Below are 18,892 nucleotides of genomic sequence, written 5' to 3' on the forward strand. Positions count from 1 at the left end.
TCCGGAGGTCCGGACGGCGCTCGGCGGGCGGTGGTGGTGGCCGGTGATCGCGAGCAGTGATCGTGAGCGGTGATCGTGAGCGGTGATCGTGAGCGGTGAGAGGTGGTCGGCGAGCAGCGCCTCGGGCGGGCCTGCGGGCGGCGCTACTTGTACGGGGTCCTGGTCGCCGCCTCCAGCAGCGCCCCGACCCGGGACTTCGGCAGGTCCAGGCAGCCCCCGACCGCGGCGAGCGCGTCGCGCTCCTGCGGCAGGTAGCGCCCGTCCGCCAGGGCGATCGCCGCGCCCTGCAGCAGCAGCCGCTCGCGGCCGTGGTGGGCCAGGTGCGGGGTGAGCGGTTCGAGCACCGCGTGCAGTTCGACGGCCAGTCCGCCGGACATCCCCCGGGCGTCGTGGAGTTCGCCGCCGAGCCCGGAGAGCGCGGCGAGCGCGGCCAGCACCTGGGCCTCGCCGCAGTCCTCGAACCCGGCCTCGCGGACCGCCGCGCAGGCCGCGTCGCGGGCCGCCCGGTGGGCGGTGCCGCCGGCCGCGAGCAGGGCCAGCGCGATGGTGTACTGGGCGTCCCGCAGCATCGCGCCGAGGCGCACGCTGGTGGGCTGCTCCAGGCTCTCGACGCCGTACCGGCCGTGGCAGCTGGTGCACTGCACACTGCCGATCACCGGACCGAGCGGGACCACCGGGGTCCCCAGCAACCGCAGCCACCGCCGGCCGTGCTGCCGGCGGTAGTTGCGGTCCCCGCCACAACCCGGGCAGAAGAAGTCACCGAGAACGTCAGTCCGCCACCGCGGGCGAACACCCCACAACCTGGTCACGGCGCCACTCCCCAGACATGGCAGGCGGCCTGCTCGACAATGGGCAGGTCACGCGACCGGACACCGAGGCCGTCCCACCGACCCGGCTTTCCGGTGGATCGATGTTGCCACGGTTACCGGCACGTGTCAGTACCTCGAACGGCTTCCGATTCGAAAAAATGTGGCGCAGGACACAACCCCAGGCCGGCACGGCGAAGGGCCGCCCCGCGGGACGGCCCTTCGCACACCACCCGTTCGAATTAGCCGCGCTGCGAGCGGTTGACGGCGCTGATCATGGCCTTCAGCGAGGCCAGCACGGTGTTGCCGTCGATGCCCACGCCCCACAGCACCTTGCCGTCCACCGCGCACTCCACGTACGCGGCGGCCTGGGCGTCGCCGCCCTCGCTCAGCGCGTGCTCGGCGTAGTCCAGGACGCGCACGTCCACGCCGATCCGGGCCAGCGCGTCGGCGAAGGCCGAGACCGGGCCGTTGCCGGTACCGGTCAGGGTGGTCGGGACGCCGTCCACCAGGGCCTCGGCGGTCAGCGCGTCCCGGCCGTCCTCGGTGGTCAGGGTGCGCGAACCGCTCAGCGAGATCCGGCCCCACGGGTTGTCGGTGGTCGGCAGGTACTCGTCCTCGAAGACCCGCCAGATCTCGGCCGGGCTGACCTCGCCGCCCTCGGCGTCGGTCTTGGCCTGGATGATCCGGGAGAACTCGATCTGCATCCGGCGCGGCAGGTCCAGCTTGTGGTCGTTCTTCAGCACGTACGCCACGCCGCCCTTGCCGGACTGGCTGTTGACCCGGATGACCGCCTCGTAGGTGCGGCCGACGTCCTTCGGGTCGATCGGCAGGTACGGCACGCCCCAGGTGTGCTCGTGCACCGGTACGCCCGCGGCCCTGGCGTCCGCCTCCAGGACGTCGAAGCCCTTCTTGATGGCGTCCTGATGCGAGCCGGAGAAGGAGGTGTACACCAGGTCGCCGGCGTACGGGTGGCGCGGGTGCACCTCCATCTGGTTGCAGTACTCGGCGGTGCGGCGCACCTCGTCGATGTCGGAGAAGTCGATCTGCGGGTCGATGCCCTGCGAGAACAGGTTCATCCCCAGCGTCACCAGGTCGACGTTGCCGGTCCGCTCGCCCTGGCCGAACAGGCAGCCCTCGATGCGGTCGGCGCCCGCCATGTAGGACAGCTCGGCGGAGGCGACGGCGGTGCCGCGGTCGTTGTGCGGGTGCACCGACAGGCAGACGAACTCGCGGCGGGACAGGTGGCGCGACATCCACTCGAACTGGTCGGCCTGGACGTTCGGGGTGGCCCGCTCGACGGTGGCGGGCAGGTTCAGGATGATCTCGCGGCCCTCGCCCGGCTGCCAGACGTCCATGACCGCCTCGCAGACCTCCAGCGCGAAGTCCAGCTCGGTGTCGACGAAGATCTCCGGCGAGTACTGGTAGCCGAAGACGGTGTCGTCGCCCAGCAGCTTCTCCGCGTACTCCATCACCAGCCGGGTGCCCTCGGTGGCGATCGCCCTGGTGGCCGCCCTGTCGTTGCGGAACACCACCCGGCGGAACAGCGGCGCGGTCGCGTTGTACAGGTGGACGGTCGCCCGCGGGGCGCCGACCAGCGACTCCACGGTCTTCTCGATCAGCTCCTCGCGGGCCTGCGTCAGCACCGAGATGGTGACGTCCTCGGGGATCGCCCCCTCCTCGATCAGCGAGCGCACGAAGGCGTGGTCGGTGGCCCCGGAGGAGGGGAAGCCGACCTCGATCTCCTTGTAGCCCATCTTCACCAGCAGGTCGAACATCATGCGCTTGCGGGCCGGCGACATCGGGTCGATCAGCGCCTGGTTGCCGTCCCGCAGATCGGTGGAGAGCCAGCGCGGCGCCTTGGTGATCACCTTCTCCGGCCAGCTGCGGTCCGCCAGGTCGACGGTGCCGAACGGCAGGTAGCGCCCGTGACGCATGCCCGAGGGCCGCTGGCGCACCGAGGCGGCGGTGATCGGGGTGGGGCGGTCGACGAAGGGACGGCCGGCGGGAACGGACGCGGCGGAGTTCTGCTCGGTCATGGAGGTGACTCGGCTTCCTGTGATGCGTGGTGCGGGCGGGTCGGGAGGGGTCAACACCTGGTCGACACCGACTGGCCGGCCTCGGCTGCCGCTCGCGATACACCATTGGATCGCCGATCGCGCGCACAGCTCGTTCCCCGCGGCGAGGGTGCCGGCCCGGTGGACTACAGGCCCTCGACGCGGCAGCTAAGAAGAAGCAGCCCGTTGCGCATGATGGCCCCAGCGTAACCCAGCGCCGCGCGCCCCCGAAGTGATCCGGGCTTCCGTTCCACCCCTTGAGACGTCGGCCGGTCATGCCGAAGGTGGTGACAACCGGTCATCGAGGCCTCACCCTGGGCCACATGACTGCAGCAGTACCGATCTGCACGATCGTCCCGCCGTACGTCCTGGACCGCCTCGCCGAGGCCGGTCACGAGCCCGCCGTCCACTCCCTGGCCCTCGACGCGGAGCACCGCGCGGCCCGACTCTCCCCGCCCCCGCCCGTCGCCGCCACCCCGGGCCTCAACCGGGTGATCTACGACGCCGGACACGGCCAGCGGCTGCCCGGGCGCAGCGTCCGCACCGAGGGCCGCGGCGCGTCCTCCGACAGCTCCGTCAACCACGCCTACGACGGCCTCGGCGCCACCTTCGCGCTCTACGCCGACGTCTTCGGCCGGCACTCGATCGACGACCGGAACCTGCGGCTGGACGCCAGCGTCCACTACGGCCGCAACTACGACAACGCCTTCTGGAACGGCCACCAGATGGTGTTCGGCGACGGCGACAACGTGGTGTTCGGCGACTTCACCGCCTGCATCGACGTCATCGGCCACGAACTCACCCACGGCGTCACCCAGTTCACCGCCGGGCTGGACTACCAGGACCAGCCCGGCGCGCTCAACGAGTCGGTCTCCGACGTCTTCGGCTCGCTGGTCAAGCAGTACTCGCTGCACCAGAGCGCCGCCGACGCCGACTGGCTGATCGGCGCCGGGCTGCTCGCCCCGGGCGTGCAGGGCGTGGCGCTGCGCTCGATGAAGGCGCCCGGCACCGCCTACGACGACCCGCAGCTGGGCAAGGACCCGCAGCCCGCGCACATGCGGGACTACGTGAACACCTCCCAGGACAACGGCGGGGTGCACATCAACTCCGGCATCCCCAACCACGCGTTCTACCTGCTGGCCACCGCGCTCGGCGGCTCGGCCTGGGAGCGCGCGGGGCGGATCTGGTACGACGCGCTGACCGGGCGCACGCTGCCCGCCGACGCCGACTTCACCGCCTTCGCCCGGGCCACCGTGGCCGCCGCCAAGGCCCGCTACCCCGACGACCGGTCGGTCGTGGACACCGTCACGGCCTCCTGGGCGCAGGTCGGGGTCAGCCCGGGGTGACCCTCCGGGGGCGCGGCCCGCGGGGCTCGCCCGGAGCCCCAGGAGCCCGGCCGGAGCCACCGGAGCGTGACTGAAGGGTGGTTGAGACCGGGTTGAGGCGGGCTTAAGGTCACGGTCCGGGAAAAGCCCGGCAAACCCCCTCCCTGCGTAGCACCATGGACACCATGCGTATCCAGGTGACCCGGACCGGCGGTTTCGCGGGGCTCGTCCGCCAGGCGGAGATCGACACCGCCGACCGCACGGACGCCCCGCACGTGCACGCGCTCGCCCGCGAGGCCGTCGCGGGCGGGCTGCGCGCGCCCTCGTACGGGGTGCCGGACGGCTTCCACTACGAGATCACCGTCGACGGCCGGTCGGTGTACTGCGCCGACCCGAAGCTCACCGACTCCCAGCGCGAGCTGATCTCCCTGGTGCTGCGCGAGGGCGCGTAGCACCGGGGTCGCGCGGCAGGGCCCGCCCGCAGAGCGCGGAGGACCCGGCCGCCCGGGAGGGTCAGAGCCAGCCGTCGAGCGCGGCCAGGAAGCCGGCCGGGTCGTCCCGGTGGACGGTGTGGCCCGTGCCGGGCACGGTGCGCACCTCGAAGCCCCGGGCGCTCAGCGCCCGGGCGCTGGACGCGTCCACCAGCAGGCTGCGGTCGGCCAGCACCGCCAGCGAGGGCACCGCCGGCCGGGTCGGCAGGTCCGAGCGCTGGTCGGCCAGGGCCCACGCCGAGTCCTCGTCCCAGGCCGCCGCGGCGGCGAGTTCGGCGTCCACGTCGTCCGGCTCCCAGCTCGGGCTGAGCGCGACGATCTGCTCCCGGGTGAGGTGCCTCAGCTCCGCCATCACCCGCGGGTCCATCCCGGTCTGGGCGAACCGCCAGGCCGGATCGACGTACACCGCGCGGGCCGGCTCCAGCCGTTCGACCGCGCCCGCCAGCGCGATGCCGCCCAGCGAGTGGCCGATCGCGAGCTCGACGCCGGTCGGCAGGTTCTCCACCAGGTCGTCGGAGTACGCCTCCAGGGGGTAGCGCTCCAGCGGGCTCCCGCCGGTGCCGCGCGGGCTGCGCCCGTGCCCGCGCAGGTCCACCGCGAGAACCCGGTAGCCCCGCTCGGCCAGCGCCGGACCGATCAGCCGCCAGGTGCGGTGGTCGGACATGATGCCGTGCACCAGCACGGCCAGCCGGTCCCCACGGCCCCACTCCCGGATGTGCAACTTCATCGCGCTGTGCCCCTTCTGACGTCGCGTACGGCCGGACCACGACGAGGGCCCGCCCGGACGCACAACGTCCGAACGGGCCCCGGGCCTCCCGGTGGCTCGAACCCGCCGGTCCGGAGCCCCGGACTCAGAAGCCGAGCTTGCGCAGCTGCTTGGGGTCGCGCTGCCAGTCCTTGGCGACCTTGACGTGCAGGTCCAGGTAGACCGGCGTGCCGAGCAGCGCCTCGATGTGCTTGCGGGCGGTGGTGCCGACGTGCTTGAGCCGCGAGCCCTTCGCGCCGATCACGATCGCCTTCTGGCTCTGCCGCTCGATGTAGACGTTGGCGTGGATGTCCAGCAGCGGGCGGTCCGCCGGGCGGCCCTCGCGCGGCAGCATCTCCTCGACCACCACGGCCAGCGAGTGCGGCAGTTCGTCGCGCACGCCCTCCAGCGCGGCCTCGCGGATCAGCTCGGCGACCATGATCTGCTCGGGCTCGTCGGTGAGGTCGCCCTCCGGGTAGAGCTGGTCGCCCTCCGGCAGCAGCTTGGTGAGAAGGTCGGCGACCAGTTCCACCTGCTTGTCGCCCACGGCGGAGACCGGGATGATCTCGGCCCACTCGAAGCCCAGCTCGATGCCGAGCTGGTGGATGGCGATCAGCTGCTCGGCCAGGCGCTTGGAGTCGACCAGGTCGGTCTTGGTGACGATGGCGACCTTCGGGGTCTTCTTGATCCCGGCGATCTCCTTGGCGATGAACTTGTCGCCGGGGCCGATCTTCTGGTCGGCGGGCAGGCAGAAGCCGATCACGTCGACCTCGGCCCAGGTGGTGCGGACCAGGTCGTTGAGGCGTTCGCCGAGCAGGGTGCGCGGCTTGTGCAGGCCGGGGGTGTCGACCAGGACGAGCTGGGCGTCCGGGCGGTGCACGATGCCGCGCACGGTGTGCCGGGTGGTCTGCGGGCGGTCGGAGGTGATCGCGACCTTCGTCCCCACCAGGGCGTTGGTCAGGGTCGACTTGCCCGCGTTGGGCCGGCCGACGAAGCACGCGAACCCGGAGCGGTACGAGGAGGAAGGGGCATTCATGGGCTCCATTCTCCCTGATCACCGGAGCCCCGCCGTCCGGGCCCACCCCCGGGGGTCTTCGGGGGCGCGTTCAGCCCTTCTTCCCGCTCTTCCCGCCCTTGCCGTCAGTGGGGATCAGCGAGACCACCACCAGCACCAGCAGGAAGCCGAGCGAGCCGAAGAGCCAGAGCTCCGACTTGGTCTCCTGCCACTTGCCCAGCCCCATCACGAACAGCAGCAGCCCGGCGAAGAACGCCACCGCCCCCATGCCCCAGCCCCCTCAGCGCATCCACTCCCCCGGTGAGATTATCTGCCGGGCGTGGGCCGGGACCATGCCCCTCGGCACGGCCGCCGAAGGCCCGGGGCACGGGCCCCGGCGGCCCCGCCCAGGCCTCCCACCGGGCCTCCCGGCGGGCCCCGCCGGGCCTCAGCGAGCCTCGGCGGACACCCGCAGCGCCCCGTCCGGCCCGGCCAGCAGCACCGGCGTCCCGGCCCCGCCCAGGTCCCGCACGGCCGCCAGGTCCGCCTCGGCCGGCTGCTCCGCCTCGCTCACCACCGCCGCCGCCTCCAGCGACCTGGCGCCGCTGGCCACCGCCATCGCCACCGCCGCCTGGAGGGCGCTCAGCCGCAGCGACTCCAGCGCGACCGTCCCGGCCACGTAGGTGCGTCCGGTCTCGTCACGCACCGCGGCCCCCTCGGCGACGCCGTTGCGGGCGCGGGCCGAGCGGGCCAGGGTGATGATCTTCTTGTCTTCGGGGTCGAGCTCGACGATGTCACTCATGCCGCCGAGCATAGGCACCCGGCGCCGCTCAGTGGCCGACCGGGTGGGTCGGCCCCGGGTTCGGGTGCAGGACCTTGACGAAGGTCTTCGGCCCGGACGGCATCGGCTCCTCGCGCCCGATGCGCTCGCGCCAGAACGGGTTGTCGTGCGGCAGGTGGCTGCTCACCCGGCCGTACATCCCGAAGGTCGTCAGGACGATCCCGAAGATGAACGCGAACAGCACGTTCGACATCCGGAAGTTGAGGATGTTCGCCTCCGGCCGCTCCAGCACCGTCAGGCCGTAGAAACCGGACAGGACGAACAGCACGCCCACCGCCATGTTGAGGTTGGACGCGAAGTTCCCGCCGATCACCGCCCCCACCAGCAGGACCGCGCCCGCCACGATGGACAGGATGCTCAGCGCCCCGTTGGTCGACAGCCCGGCGACCTGGTCGCCGTGGGTGGACAGGAAACCGGGGTGGTCGGCCAGCCCCAGGCTCCCGAACACGATCAGGAAGATCCCCCCGGCCCCCGCCCCGATCCGCCACACCATGGCGAGACGGCGGTCGACGGGCTTCAGCGTGTCTTGCAGCTTCATGGCGACCTCCAGAGCTCGGCCATGGTCTAGCTGTAGGGATGGAGCTTCTCCATGTGCGGGGTCTCGTGCATGTAGAGCGAGCCGCACTGCTGGCAGCAGCGAAGCCCGGTGCCCCACTCCTCCTCGGGCCGCGTCTCGGCGTCGTCGGGCATGTCCCGGCCGCAGAGCGCCACCGACAGGTCCTCGTCCCGCACCACGTGCCAGGACTTGACTCCGCCGGCCGCCCCCTGCGGGCCGTACTCCGCGCGAAGTTTGTGCGTCATGCCCTCCATGGTCGCTCGGCGACCGCCCGCCCGCTACTCGCCCGCCGGAGCCCCGGCGTCCTCGGTGCGGCGGACGGGGGCGGCGACCATGGAGCCGATCCGGTTGCGGCGGCCGGCCGAGGACTCGGCGGTCAGCAGGATGCCGGTCAGGCCGCCCCCGACCGGCTCGGGCAGCGGGATCTCGCAGGAGGAGCCGGGGATCGGCACCCGGCCCAGGTGCTTGGCCAGCAGGCCGCCGACGGTCTCGACGTCCTCGTCCTCCAGCTCGATGCCGAACAGCTCGCCCAGGTCCTCCACCAGCAGCCGGGCGGTGATCCGGTACGAGCCGTCGCCGAGGTCCTCCACCGGGGCGATCTCCCGGTCGTACTCGTCGGTGATCTCGCCGACGATCTCCTCCAGGATGTCCTCGATGGTGACCAGCCCGGCCGTGCCGCCGTACTCGTCGATCACGATCGCCACGTGCGAGCGGCGCTGCTGCATCTCGCGCAGCAGGTCGCCGGCCGGCTTGGAGTCGGGGACGAAGACGGCCGGGCGCATCACCGCGCCGACCTCCTCGGACTCCGCGTCCCGGTTGATGTGGGTGCGCCGCACCAGGTCCTTGAGGTAGACGATGCCGACCACGTCGTCCTCGTTGTCGCCGACCACCGGGATGCGCGAGAAGCCGGAGCGCAGCGCCAGGGTGAGCGCCTGCCGGACGGTCTTGTGCCGCTCGATCATCACCAGGTCGGTGCGCGGCACCATCACCTCGCGCACGATGGTGTCGCCCAGCTCGAAGACCGAGTGCACCATCCGGCGCTCCTCGTCCTCGATCAGGTCGTCCTTCCCGGCGAGGTCCACCAGGGCCCGCAGCTCCGCCTCCGAGGCGAACGGACCCTCCCGGTAGCCCTTGCCCGGGGTCAGCGCGTTGCCGAGCAGGATCAGCAGCCGCGGGATCGGGCCCAGCACCGCGGCCAGCGGCAGCAGCACGAAGGAGGCCGCGGTCGCGGTGGTGATCGGGTGCTGGCGCCCGATCGTGCGCGGCGAGACCCCCACCGCGACGAAGGACACCAGCACCATCACGCCGAACGCCAGCAGCACGGCCTGCCAGGTCGGGCTGACGTTGCGCACGCACACCACGGTGACCAGGACGGCCGCCGCCATCTCGCTGGCCACCCGGATCAGGGTGGCCAGGTTGAGGTAGCGGATCGGGTCGGAGGCGACGGTCAGCAGCCGCGCGGAGCCGCGCCGGCCGCTGCGCACCGCCTCCTCCGCCCGGAACCGGGAGACCCGGGAGATGCCCGCCTCGGCGCACGCGGCCAGCCAGCCGAGCACGACGAGCAGCACGGCACCGAGGATGAAGCTCGTACTCTCACCACTCACAGGGGTTCGGGCTCCGCGCTCAGTGGGTGGTGGGGGCCGGGGAGATGCCGCCGAGGCCGCGGCCCGCCCGCCAGTCGTCCAGGATGCGCTTCTGGAGGGCGAACATCTCCTCCTCCTCCTCCGGCTCCTCGTGGTCGTAGCCGAGGACGTGCAGCACCCCGTGCACGGTGAGCAGTTGCAGCTCCTCGTCCATCGAGTGCTTGGAGGGGGCGGCCTGGCCCTGCTGCTCGGCGACCTCGGGGCAGAGCACGATGTCGCCGAGCAGGCCCTGCGGCAGCTCCTCGCCCTCCTTGCCGGGACGCAGCTCGTCCATCGGGAAGGACATCACGTCGGTGGGCCCGGGCAGGTCCATCCACTGGATGTGCAGCTCCTCCATCGCCGCACTGTCCACCAGGATCACGGACAGTTCTGACTGCGGGTGGATCCGCATCTTGTCCAGGGCGAAGCGGGCGACGTCGAGGATGGACTCCTCGTCGGCTTCCCAACCGGACTCGTTGGCGATGTCGATCGACATGACGGGCTGTGTGCTCAGCTTTCGGTGCGATGGGACTGTCGGGGAGCGCGGGGCGCGGTGGCCTTGCCGGGGCGCCGCTGGGCGGGCTTGCGGGGAGCCGGGGAGCCGTCCTCGGCCTCCTGCCGGGCGTCCCAGCGCTCGTAGGCGTCCACGATCCGGCCGACCAGCTTGTGGCGGACCACGTCGGTGCTGGTGAGGACGGAGAAGTGGATGTCGGGCACGTCGGCCAGGATCTCCTGGACGACCTTGAGTCCGCTGCGGGTGCCGCCCGGGAGGTCGATCTGGCTGGTGTCGCCGGTGACCACCACCCGGGAGTTGAACCCGAGGCGGGTGAGGAACATCTTCATCTGCTCGGGCGAGGTGTTCTGGGCCTCGTCGAGGATGATGAAGGCGTCGTTGAGGGTGCGGCCGCGCATGTACGCGAGCGGGGCGACCTCGATGGTGCCGGCCGCCATCAGGCGCGGGATGGAGTCCGGGTCCATCATGTCGTGCAGCGCGTCGTACAGCGGGCGCAGGTACGGGTCGATCTTCTCGTAGAGGGTGCCGGGCAGGAAGCCCAGCCGCTCCCCCGCCTCGACCGCCGGGCGGGTCAGGATGATCCGGTTGACCTCCTTGGCCTGGAGGGCCTGGACGGCCTTGGCCATCGCCAGGTAGGTCTTGCCGGTGCCGGCCGGGCCGAGGCCGAAGACGATCGTGTGCTTGTCGATCGCGTCGACGTAGCGCTGCTGGTTGAGGGTCTTCGGGCGGATCGTGCGGCCCCGGTTGGACAGGATGTTCGCGGTGAACACCTGGGAGGGCGCCGGGCTGTCCGGGTCCTGTTCCTGGCTGCGGAGCATGGCGATGGAGCGCTCCACGGAGTCCTCCGTCAGGGGCTGGCCGGTGCGCAGCACCAGCATCATCTCGTTGAAGAGCCGCTGCACGAGGGCGACCTCGGCCCGGGCTCCGGTGGCGGTCACCTCGTTGCCGCGGACGTGGATGTCGGCGGCGGGGAAGCCCTGCTCGATCACGCGCAGCAGCGAGTCCGCGGTGCCGAGCAGGGTGACCATCGGGTGCTTCTCGGGGATGACGATCCGGGCGCTGACGCGGCCGTCGTCGGCCGGTTCGGTGCGCGACTGTCCGTTGGTACGGGTCTGCGATGTGTCACTCATAGGTCGGCGCTGGGGCCTGCCTCATCCCATCCGTGGTCTCGGGTGCCGCTCGGTGTCTCCGGGGCACCAGGGTACGCCGCGAGCGTGATCGCCGTGGCGGGCGGCGGGGCCGCACCCGACGATGCTGCGGCAGATCGGAGGCCGATGCGAGCGTATTTTTCCCGCCGGCCGCGGCTCGGCGTTCCCGGGCCGGTCACGACGGGCGGCGGGCCGGGACGGGCACCCGGTCGAGGTCGGCGGCCAGCACCAGTTCCCCGTCGAAGTGCTTGCGGGCGTCGGCCAGGTGCTGGCCGAGGTCCGGGTAGCGCTGCGAGAAGTGGGTCAGCACCAGGGTGCGCACCCCGGCCTCGGCGGCGACCTTGGCGGCCTGCCCGGCGGTGAGGTGGCCGTGCTCCTCCGCGAGGCGGGCGTCGGCGTCGGTGAAGGTCGCCTCGACGACCAGCAGGTCGGCGCCCTCGGCGAGGGTGTGCACGCCCTCGCACAGCCGGGTGTCCATCACGAAGGCGAACTTCTGGCCCGGCCGCGGCTCGCTGACCTCGCCCAGCGTGACGGTGCGGCCGTCCACCTCGATCGCGCCCTCGTGCTGGAGCCGGCCGACCGCCGGGCCGCGCACGCCGAGCGCGGCGAGCCGCTGCGGCACCAGCCGGCGGCCGTCCGGCTCGGACAGCCGGTAGCCGAAGGACTCCACCGGGTGGTCCAGCCGGACGGCGTCCAGCGCGAAGCGGGCGCCGGGCGCGGGCAGCGGACCGGGCTCGTCGATCGGCCGGGGCCGCAGCACGGCCGTCTCGTGGTAGGCGGTGGAGTGCCGCAGCCGCTCGAAGTAGACCTCGCCGGAGGCCGGGAAGTAGACGTCGACGGGGTGCGGGACCCGGTCGAGGTTGATCCGCTGGATCACCCCGGCGAGACCCAGGCAGTGGTCCCCGTGGAAGTGGGTGACGGCGATCCGGGTGATCTGGGTGGCCGTGACCCCGGCGTGCAGCATCTGGCGCTGGGTGCCCTCACCGGGGTCGAACAGCAGGCCCTCGCCGTCCCAACGCAGCAGGTAGCCGTTGTGGTTGCGGTGCCGGGTGGGCACCTGGCTGGCGGTGCCGAGGACGACGAGTTCGCGCTGGGACACCTGCGGTCAGACCATGCTCTCGGTCATCTTCGCCCCGCCGAGCACGTGGACGTGCGCGTGGAAGACGGTCTGTCCGGCGCCCGCACCGGTGTTGAAGATCAGCCGGTAGTCCTCGATGCCCTCGTCCCTGGCCACCGCGCCCGCCTCGGCGAGCAGTTCGCCGGCGATCTCCGGCTCGGCGGCGGCCAGCGCGGCCGCGTTCGGGTAGTGCGCGTGCGGGACCACCAGCACGTGCACGGGCGCCTTGGGGGCGATGTCGCGGAAGGCGAGGGTGCGCTCGGTCTTGCGCACCACGGTCGCCGGGATCTCGCCCGCCACGATCTTGCAGAACAGGCAGTCGGGCTGCGGCTCGCCGGCCATGGTTCCCTCCTCGGGATCGGTACGTCGGGTGGTGGGGCCGTACGGGCGCAGCCTAGCCGAGCGGGGCGACGGCCTGCTGGTACTCCTGGAGGTGCTTCCAGCGCACCGAGCGCATGCCGACGACGTCGCCCTCGTCCGTGTCGAAGTCCTCGGTGAGGAAGGAGACCGCGAGGATGACGAAACCGATCAGCCAGCGCCTGGTGAGCCGCCAGGTGTTGGGCCGCATCACGCCCTTGCGGCGCACCACCCGCATCGCCATGACCCCCTTGCCGACGCTGAAGCCGGTCAGCCGGGCGAGCACCACCTGGTTGAGGAAGGACGCGGCCAGGCCGACGGCCAGCAGCGCCACGAAGTAGGGCACCACCGGTCCGCTCTGCACGGCGTGGCCGGCCGCGTGCCCGGTCCTCGGGCGGCTCGCGGCGTTGGCGGCGACGAAGCCGAGGCCGATCGCGAACAGCCAGTCCAGCACGATCGCCAGGAACCGCCGGCCGCCGCCCGCCTCCTTGGGGCAGGGCGGCAGCGCCCGCCGCGGCTGCTCGCTCCGCGGGTACGGGTCCGGGTACGGCTGCGGGTACGCCTGCGGGGCGTGTCCCTGCGGCGGGTACGGCTGCGCCGGCGGCTGCTGGTACGGCTGTGCCGGCGGGTACGGCTGCGGCGCGGCGTACCCCTGCGGCGGGTACGGCTGCGGCGGGTACGGCTGCGGCGGGTACGGCTGTGCCGGCGGCTGCTGGTAGGGCTGCGCCGGCGGATGGGGCTGCGGCTGCTGTGCGTAAGGATTCTGGCCGTACTGCGGCGGCGGGTAGCCCTGCGCCATGTGGTTCCCCCGTGAGCTGTGGATCAAGAAACAGCCCCGCATCCTACCCACGCCCCCGCGCCCCGGAGCGGGAAGCCGGCCGGTACGGCCTCCCGCTCCGAGGACGGCGCCCCGCTACCGCCAGGGCAGCGGCGGCGCCGTACGGGCCGGGGTCTCGGCGAGCCGCTCCAGGGCGAGCCGGACGCCCTCGGCCAGCTGGGGGTCCTCGCCGGCCGCCCAGTGGTGCGGGGCGAACGGCACCTCGACGTCCGGGTCGACGCCGTGGTTCTCCAGTCCCCAGCCGTAGTTCTCCAGCCAGAGCGCGTACTTGGGCTGGGTGACCAGGGTGCCGTCGACCAGCCGGTAGCGGCTGTCGATGCCGATCACCCCGCCCCAGGTGCGGGTGCCGACCACCGGGCCGATGCCGAGCGCCTGGACGGCGGCGTTGACCACGTCGCCGTCCGAGCCGGTGAACTCGTCGGCGAGCGCGACCACCGGACCGCGCGGGGCGTCCGCCGGGTAGGGCACCGGGTGGTCGGTGTCCCGGATGACGTCCCAGCCGATGATCCGGCGGGCCAGCTTCTCGATCACCAGCTGCGAGGTGTGGCCGCCCCGGTTGCCCCGGACGTCGACGACCAGGCCCTCCCTGGCCATCTCGCTGCTCAGGTCGCGGTGCAGCTGGGCCCAGCCGGCCGTCTGCATGTCGGGCAGGTGCAGGTAGCCCAGCCGCCCGCCGGACAGCTCGCGCACCGCGGCCCGCCGCCCGGCCACCCAGTCGTGGTAGCGCAGCGCCTCCTCGTCGGCGAGCGGGACGACCACCGGGTGGCGCCGGTCGGTGCCGTCCTTCCCGGCCACGGTCAGCTCGACCGGCTGGCCCGCCGTGCCGGCCAGCAGCGGGGCCGGGCCGGTGACCGGGTCCACCGGGCGGCCGTTGACGGCCAGCACCGCGTCGCCCGGGCGGACCGCCGCGCCGGGCGCGGCCAGCGGCGACCGGGCCCTGGGGTCGGAGGACTCCCCGGGCAGGATCCGGGCGATCCGCCACCGCTCGCCGTCCCGGACCAGGTCGGCGCCGAGCAGGCCCTGGCGCCGGGCGGGCTCGGTGTACCGGCCGTAGGGCATCACGTAGGCGTGCGAGGTGCCCAGTTCGCCGTGCACCTCCCAGAGCAGGTCGACCAGTTCGTCGTGCGAGCCGACCCGCTCGACCAGCGGCCGGTAGCGCTCCAGCACCCCGTCCCAGTCGACGCCGGAGAGGTCGGGGCGCCAGAAGTTGTCCCGCATCAGCCGGCCGTTCTCGGCGTACATCTGCCGCCACTCGGCGGCCGGGTCGACGGTCACCCGCAGCCGGGCGAGGTCGACGGTGGTCTCCTCGTCGTCGCCGCCCTTGTGGTCGGCCGGGACGACCCGCAGCTCGCCCTCGTCCAGCACGGCCGCCCGGGTGCCGTCCGCGCTGACCGAGAAGCCGTCCAGGCCGTGCACCAGCTGCTCGACCCGGCGCTTCCTCAGGTCGAAGCGCTCCAGCACCGGGCGGGGCCGGTCGTCGTCCAAGGAGGCGGCCTCGTCGCCGAGTTCGCCCATCAGCGGGGCCCTGGTCCAGAGCACGCCGTCCTTCGCGGCGGCCAGGTCCTCGAAGCGGCCGCCCTCGACCGGGAAGGGGACGATCCGGTCGGCGATGCCGTCCAGGTCCACCCTGGTCACCGGCGCGGCGTCGGCCGCCGCCTCCTCGCCGTCCGCCTTCCGGGCCTTCGGCTCGTCCTCCTCCCCGCCGAGCGGGCGCCCGGCCCGCTGCGGCCCGAACGGGGAGGGCGTGTCGGCGGCCAGCGTGACCAGGTAGGGGCGGCAGCCGTTCGGGAAGGACAGGTCGAAGACGTGCGCGTCGTAGACCGGGTCGAAGTTGCGCACCGACAGGAAGGCCAGGTAGCGCCCGTCCGCGGTGAAGGAGGGCGAGGTGTCCACGAAGCGCGGCTGGGTGACCTCGCCGACCGTCCGGGTGGCCAGGTTGGCCAGCACGATCTGGCGCAGCGAGTGGGGGCCCATCCCGCGCACCGGGCGCGACCAGGCCAGCCAGGCCGAGTCCGGGCTGAAGGCCGGCCCGCCGGCCTCTCCGTCGGCGCTGCGGTCCAGCTCGTGCACGGCGCCGTCGGCCAGCGAGACCAGCAGCACCCGGCCGTCGTGCACGCCGATAGCGGCCTGCTTGCCGTCCGGGGAGACCACCAGCGAGTTGACCCGGCCGAGCTGCCCGGCGGCCAGCCGGCGGCGCTCGGCGCCGTGCAGGTCGGGGGCGAACTCCAGGGCGTCCTCGCCCTCGGCGTCGGACACCCACAGCACGCCCTGGGCGCCGTCCTCGCCCGGCACCACCCGGACCAGCCGCCCGCGCACGCCCGGGGTCTCGTCCAGCACCCGGGCCGGGCCCTCGCGGTGGGTCAGCCAGTGCACGCTGCCGCGCACCACCACGGCGCTGCCCCGGCCGGTGCGGTCGGGGGCGACGGAGTCCAGCCAGTGCGCGGCGGGCACCGGGCGGGGGCGGCGCCCGGCCCGCGGACCGGCGAGGCGGACGTCCAGCCGGCGCGGCTCGGCACCGTCCAGGTCGTCCAGCAGCCAGAGGTCGCCGGCCCGGTGGAGGACCACCCGGGTGCCGTCGGTGGTGGCGCCGCGGGCGTAGAAGCCGTCCGGGTCGGCGGTGTGGCGGCGCAGGTCGGTGCCGTCCGGGCCGCTGGACCACAGCTCGCCGACGCCCTCGTGGTCGGACAGGAAGGCGATCCGGCCGTCCCGCCCACCCGGCCCGGCCACCCACAGCGGGGAGTCCAGCTGCCCGTCCAGCTCCGCGTGGACGCGGACGAACTCGTCCCGGCCCAGCCACAGCTTGCCGGCCCGCCCGCCCCGGTACCGCTTCCACCAGGCCGGGTCGCGACCGTTGACGCTGCTCAGCAGCACCCGGTCCCCGCCCGGCTCGAAGGCGAGCCCGCCGACCGGCCCGTACGGCAGCCGCTGCGGCTCGCCGCCGTCCAGCGGCACGGCGTGCGCCCAGGTGCGGCGGAAACTGGCCTCGCCCGCGGCGGTGGCGGCGATCGGGCGGCCGTCGGCGGTCCAGCCGAGCACCCGGGTCTGGTGGCTGCCCCAGTGGGTGAGCCGGCGCGACGGGCCGCCGTCCACCGGCACCACGTGCACCTCGGGCGCGCCGTCCCGGGTGGAGGTGAAGGCGAGGTGCCGCCCGTCCGGGGAGAACCTCGGGTGGTGGACCGGCAGGTGGTCCGCCGTCAGCCGCCAGGCCCGGCCGCCGTCCAGCGGGGCGAGCCAGAGGTCGTCCTCGGCGACGAAGGCGACCAGGTCGCCGTGCAGGTGGGGATGGCGCAGGTAGGCGCCCGCCGAGCTGTTCGAGGAGGTGCTCAGGGAGTCCGTCACCCGGCCAGCCTAAGCAGGTGCGCGTACGATCCGCGCCGTTTTTCCCAGACTTCCGGCGCCGCCCGCGGAGGGCTGTTACGCCCTCCCGGGAACCGCCCCGCGGGCCGCCCCGACCGCCTGCACGGCAGCCGTCACGACCAGCGGCCGGTGCGCCCGAGCAGCAGCGCGCCGGCGGCCACCCCGGCGGTCGAGGTGCGCAGCACCGAGGAGCCCAGCCGGTACGGCTTGGCGCCCGCCTCGGCGAAGGCGGCCAGCTCCTCCGGGGAGACCCCGCCCTCGGGGCCGACCACCAGCACGATGTCCCCGCCCTCCGGCAGCCCGGCGTGCGCCAGCGGCTCGGCGCCCTCCTCGTGCAGCACGGCGGCGAACGCGGCCCGCGCCAGCACCGGCGCCAGCTGCCGGGTGGTCATCGGCTCGCGGACCTCGGGGAAGCGCAGCCGGCGGGACTGCTTGCCCGCCTCCCGGGCGGTGGCCCGCCACTTGGCGAGCGCCTTGGCGCCGCGCTCGCCCTTCCACTGGGTGATGCAGCGCGAGGCGGACCACGGGATCACCACGTCCACGCCGACCTCGGTCATCGTCTCCACGGCCAGCTCGCCGCGGTCGCCCTTGGGCAGCGCCTGGACGACCACGATCCGCGGCGCGGGCTCCGGCTCCCGGCGCACGGCGGCGACCGTCACGTCGATCGCGTCCTTGCCGAGCACCTCGGCGACCGTGCCGTCCACCCCGAGTCCCAGCCCGTCGGCCAGGGTGACCGCCTCGCCCGGCTCCAGCCGCTTCACCGCGGCCGCGTGCCGCCCCTCCGGGCCGTCCAGGCGCACCACGGCCCCGGGCACGGCGGCGGCGATCCGCTCGGTCTCGACGACGAAGACGGGCGCGGTCATGACGGGGGAACCTCCAGGAGTGGGACGGGAACACGGAAGGGGTGCCGGGATCCCCCGGCACCCCTCCGCGGACGACTACCGGCCGTTGAAGGCGTCCTTCAGGCGGGAGAACAGGCCCTGCTGGCCCGGCGCGAACTGGCCGGACGGCTGCTCCTCGCCGCGCAGCACCGCGAGGCGGCGCAGCAGTTCCTCCTGCTCGGCGTCGAGCTTGGTGGGCGTCTTCACCTCGACATGCACTATCAGGTCGCCCCGGCCGCCGCCGCGCAGGTGGGTGATGCCCCGGCCGTGCAGCGGGATCGACTGGCCGGACTGGGTGCCGGGCCGGATGTCGACCTCCTCCAGGCCGTCCAGGGTCTGCAGCGGCACCCGGGTGCCGAGCGAGGCCGCCGTCATCGGGATGGTGACGGTGCAGTGCAGGTCGTCCCCGCGCCGCTGGAAGATGGTGTGGGTGGTCTCGGCGATCTCGACGTACAGGTCGCCGGCCGGGCCGCCGCCGGGGCCGACCTCGCCCTCGCCGGCCAGCTGGATCCGGGTGCCGTTGTCGACGCCGGCCGGGATCTTGACGGTCAGGGTGCGGCGGGCGCGCACGCGGCCGTCGCCGGCGCACTCCGGGCACGGGGTCGGCACGACGGTGCCGAAGCCCTGGCACTGCGGGCAGGGGCGGGAGGTCATGACCTGGCCCAGGAAGGACCGGGTGACCTGGGAGACCTCGCCCTTGCCGCGACACATGTCACAGGTCTGCGCCGAGGTGCCGGGGGCCGCGCCCTCGCCGCTGCAGGTGGTGCAGGTGACGGCGGTGTCGACCTGGAGTTCCTTGGTGGTGCCGAACGCGGCCTCCTCCAGGGTGATCTCCAGCCGGATCATGGCGTCCTGGCCGCGGCGGGTGCGCGAGCGCGGGCCGCGCTGGCCGGCCGCGGCGCCGAAGAAGGCGTCCATGATGTCGGAGAAGCCGAAGCCCGCCGCGCCGGCGCCGAAGCCGCCGGCACCGCCGCCGCCCGGGGACAGCGGGTCCCCGCCGAGGTCGTAGACCTGACGCTTCTGCGGGTCGGAGAGCACCTCGTAGGCGGCGTTGATCTCCTTGAACCGCTCCTGCGTCTTCGGGTCCGGGTTGACGTCCGGGTGCAGTTCGCGTGCCAGGCGCCGGAACGCCTTCTTGATCTCGTCCTGCCCCGCATCCCGTCGGACGCCGAGTACCGCGTAGTAGTCCGTGGCCACCAAATGCTCCGCTTGTTCCGCCTGTAGTAGTGCTGCGACTGGACGC

19 protein-coding genes are annotated in these 18,892 nt (G+C 73.4%); 2 read left to right on the top strand and 17 right to left on the bottom strand.

Features of this window, described 5'->3' with window-relative positions; genetic code table 11:
• Positions 1-143: 143 nt before the first annotated feature.
• On the bottom strand, positions 144-689 hold the full coding sequence (locus ACFVHV_RS01300; RefSeq protein WP_359903002.1) for a TerB family tellurite resistance protein: 546 nt from the start codon (positions 687-689) through the stop codon (positions 144-146).
• 359 nt (positions 690-1,048) lie between these two features.
• Entirely contained in the window at positions 1,049-2,845 is a 1,797-nt protein-coding gene (leuA, locus tag ACFVHV_RS01305) for a 2-isopropylmalate synthase (RefSeq protein ID WP_359903005.1), read from the bottom strand.
• Between the two features lie 341 nt (positions 2,846-3,186).
• Here leuA and ACFVHV_RS01310 point away from each other — a divergent pair, with 341 nt between their 5' ends.
• Both ACFVHV_RS01310 and ACFVHV_RS01315 read left to right on the top strand, forming a co-directional pair.
• Positions 3,187-4,209 (top strand): M4 family metallopeptidase, encoded by a 1,023-nt coding sequence (locus tag ACFVHV_RS01310; RefSeq protein ID WP_359903008.1) that lies wholly within the window; start codon positions 3,187-3,189, stop codon positions 4,207-4,209.
• A gap of 164 nt (positions 4,210-4,373) precedes the next feature.
• A complete protein-coding gene (locus tag ACFVHV_RS01315) occupies positions 4,374-4,640 on the top strand; it encodes a protealysin inhibitor emfourin (protein WP_359903011.1) in 267 nt (88 codons plus the stop codon).
• Between the two features lie 61 nt (positions 4,641-4,701).
• Here the strand turns inward: ACFVHV_RS01315 and ACFVHV_RS01320 are convergent, their stop codons facing one another.
• From ACFVHV_RS01320 to dnaJ, 15 genes are all read right to left on the bottom strand, one after another.
• On the bottom strand, positions 4,702-5,406 hold the full coding sequence (locus ACFVHV_RS01320) for an alpha/beta hydrolase (protein ID WP_359903013.1): 705 nt from the start codon (positions 5,404-5,406) through the stop codon (positions 4,702-4,704).
• 124 nt (positions 5,407-5,530) lie between these two features.
• Positions 5,531-6,460: a GTPase Era gene (era, locus tag ACFVHV_RS01325; RefSeq protein ID WP_316521324.1), complete on the bottom strand. Its 930-nt coding sequence runs from the start codon at positions 6,458-6,460 to the stop codon at positions 5,531-5,533.
• A 70-nt stretch (positions 6,461-6,530) separates the two neighbouring features.
• On the bottom strand, positions 6,531-6,707 hold the full coding sequence (locus ACFVHV_RS01330; protein WP_380348010.1) for a hypothetical protein: 177 nt from the start codon (positions 6,705-6,707) through the stop codon (positions 6,531-6,533).
• A gap of 159 nt (positions 6,708-6,866) precedes the next feature.
• Complete coding sequence (locus ACFVHV_RS01335; RefSeq protein ID WP_359903020.1) at positions 6,867-7,220, bottom strand: cytidine deaminase; 354 nt, start codon at positions 7,218-7,220, stop codon at positions 6,867-6,869.
• Positions 7,221-7,248: 28 nt separating this feature from the next.
• Positions 7,249-7,797 carry a DUF4383 domain-containing protein gene (locus ACFVHV_RS01340; protein WP_359903023.1) on the bottom strand — a complete coding sequence of 183 codons (549 nt, stop codon included), beginning with the start codon at positions 7,795-7,797 and terminating at the stop codon, positions 7,249-7,251.
• Positions 7,798-7,823: 26 nt separating this feature from the next.
• Entirely contained in the window at positions 7,824-8,060 is a 237-nt protein-coding gene (locus ACFVHV_RS01345) for a hypothetical protein (RefSeq protein ID WP_359903026.1), read from the bottom strand.
• Positions 8,061-8,093: 33 nt separating this feature from the next.
• On the bottom strand, positions 8,094-9,419 hold the full coding sequence (locus ACFVHV_RS01350) for a hemolysin family protein (RefSeq protein WP_359903029.1): 1,326 nt from the start codon (positions 9,417-9,419) through the stop codon (positions 8,094-8,096).
• Between the two features lie 19 nt (positions 9,420-9,438).
• A complete protein-coding gene (ybeY, locus tag ACFVHV_RS01355; RefSeq protein WP_359903032.1) occupies positions 9,439-9,933 on the bottom strand; it encodes an rRNA maturation RNase YbeY in 495 nt (164 codons plus the stop codon).
• Between the two features lie 14 nt (positions 9,934-9,947).
• Positions 9,948-11,081, bottom strand: a complete 1,134-nt coding sequence (locus tag ACFVHV_RS01360) for a PhoH family protein (RefSeq protein ID WP_380348012.1) — start codon at positions 11,079-11,081, stop codon at positions 9,948-9,950.
• 193 nt (positions 11,082-11,274) lie between these two features.
• Complete coding sequence (locus ACFVHV_RS01365; protein ID WP_359903035.1) at positions 11,275-12,198, bottom strand: ribonuclease Z; 924 nt, start codon at positions 12,196-12,198, stop codon at positions 11,275-11,277.
• A gap of 6 nt (positions 12,199-12,204) precedes the next feature.
• A complete protein-coding gene (locus ACFVHV_RS01370) occupies positions 12,205-12,558 on the bottom strand; it encodes a histidine triad nucleotide-binding protein (RefSeq protein WP_359903038.1) in 354 nt (117 codons plus the stop codon).
• A 52-nt stretch (positions 12,559-12,610) separates the two neighbouring features.
• Complete coding sequence (locus ACFVHV_RS01375; RefSeq protein WP_380348014.1) at positions 12,611-13,372, bottom strand: RDD family protein; 762 nt, start codon at positions 13,370-13,372, stop codon at positions 12,611-12,613.
• Positions 13,373-13,486: 114 nt separating this feature from the next.
• A complete protein-coding gene (locus tag ACFVHV_RS01380) occupies positions 13,487-16,750 on the bottom strand; it encodes a PDZ domain-containing protein (protein ID WP_380348016.1) in 3,264 nt (1,087 codons plus the stop codon).
• 131 nt (positions 16,751-16,881) lie between these two features.
• Positions 16,882-17,631: a 16S rRNA (uracil(1498)-N(3))-methyltransferase gene (locus ACFVHV_RS01385; protein WP_359903047.1), complete on the bottom strand. Its 750-nt coding sequence runs from the start codon at positions 17,629-17,631 to the stop codon at positions 16,882-16,884.
• 75 nt (positions 17,632-17,706) lie between these two features.
• Positions 17,707-18,846 (bottom strand): molecular chaperone DnaJ, encoded by a 1,140-nt coding sequence (dnaJ, locus tag ACFVHV_RS01390; RefSeq protein WP_359903050.1) that lies wholly within the window; start codon positions 18,844-18,846, stop codon positions 17,707-17,709.
• Positions 18,847-18,892 lie beyond the last annotated feature (46 nt).

The organism is Kitasatospora sp. NPDC127116, assembly GCF_042677365.1.
Taxonomy (GTDB): Bacteria; Actinomycetota; Actinomycetes; order Streptomycetales; family Streptomycetaceae; genus Kitasatospora; species Kitasatospora lactacystinica.

What these genes read in the sequence shown, in the direction of transcription:
- leuA (WP_359903005.1), bottom strand. Translation starts at nt 2,845, where the DNA reads ATGACCGAGCAGAACTCCGCCGCGTCCGTTCCCGCCGGCCGTCCCTTC.
- ACFVHV_RS01310 (WP_359903008.1), top strand. Translation starts at nt 3,187, where the DNA reads ATGACTGCAGCAGTACCGATCTGCACGATCGTCCCGCCGTACGTCCTG.
- ACFVHV_RS01315 (WP_359903011.1), top strand. Translation starts at nt 4,374, where the DNA reads ATGCGTATCCAGGTGACCCGGACCGGCGGTTTCGCGGGGCTCGTCCGC.
- ACFVHV_RS01320 (WP_359903013.1), bottom strand. Translation starts at nt 5,406, where the DNA reads ATGAAGTTGCACATCCGGGAGTGGGGCCGTGGGGACCGGCTGGCCGTG.
- era (WP_316521324.1), bottom strand. Translation starts at nt 6,460, where the DNA reads ATGAATGCCCCTTCCTCCTCGTACCGCTCCGGGTTCGCGTGCTTCGTC.
- ACFVHV_RS01330 (WP_380348010.1), bottom strand. Translation starts at nt 6,707, where the DNA reads ATGGGGGCGGTGGCGTTCTTCGCCGGGCTGCTGCTGTTCGTGATGGGG.
- ACFVHV_RS01335 (WP_359903020.1), bottom strand. Translation starts at nt 7,220, where the DNA reads ATGAGTGACATCGTCGAGCTCGACCCCGAAGACAAGAAGATCATCACC.
- ACFVHV_RS01340 (WP_359903023.1), bottom strand. Translation starts at nt 7,797, where the DNA reads ATGAAGCTGCAAGACACGCTGAAGCCCGTCGACCGCCGTCTCGCCATG.
- ACFVHV_RS01345 (WP_359903026.1), bottom strand. Translation starts at nt 8,060, where the DNA reads ATGACGCACAAACTTCGCGCGGAGTACGGCCCGCAGGGGGCGGCCGGC.
- ybeY (WP_359903032.1), bottom strand. Translation starts at nt 9,933, where the DNA reads ATGTCGATCGACATCGCCAACGAGTCCGGTTGGGAAGCCGACGAGGAG.
- ACFVHV_RS01360 (WP_380348012.1), bottom strand. Translation starts at nt 11,081, where the DNA reads ATGAGTGACACATCGCAGACCCGTACCAACGGACAGTCGCGCACCGAA.
- ACFVHV_RS01370 (WP_359903038.1), bottom strand. Translation starts at nt 12,558, where the DNA reads ATGGCCGGCGAGCCGCAGCCCGACTGCCTGTTCTGCAAGATCGTGGCG.
- ACFVHV_RS01375 (WP_380348014.1), bottom strand. Translation starts at nt 13,372, where the DNA reads ATGGCGCAGGGCTACCCGCCGCCGCAGTACGGCCAGAATCCTTACGCA.
- ACFVHV_RS01385 (WP_359903047.1), bottom strand. Translation starts at nt 17,631, where the DNA reads ATGACCGCGCCCGTCTTCGTCGTCGAGACCGAGCGGATCGCCGCCGCC.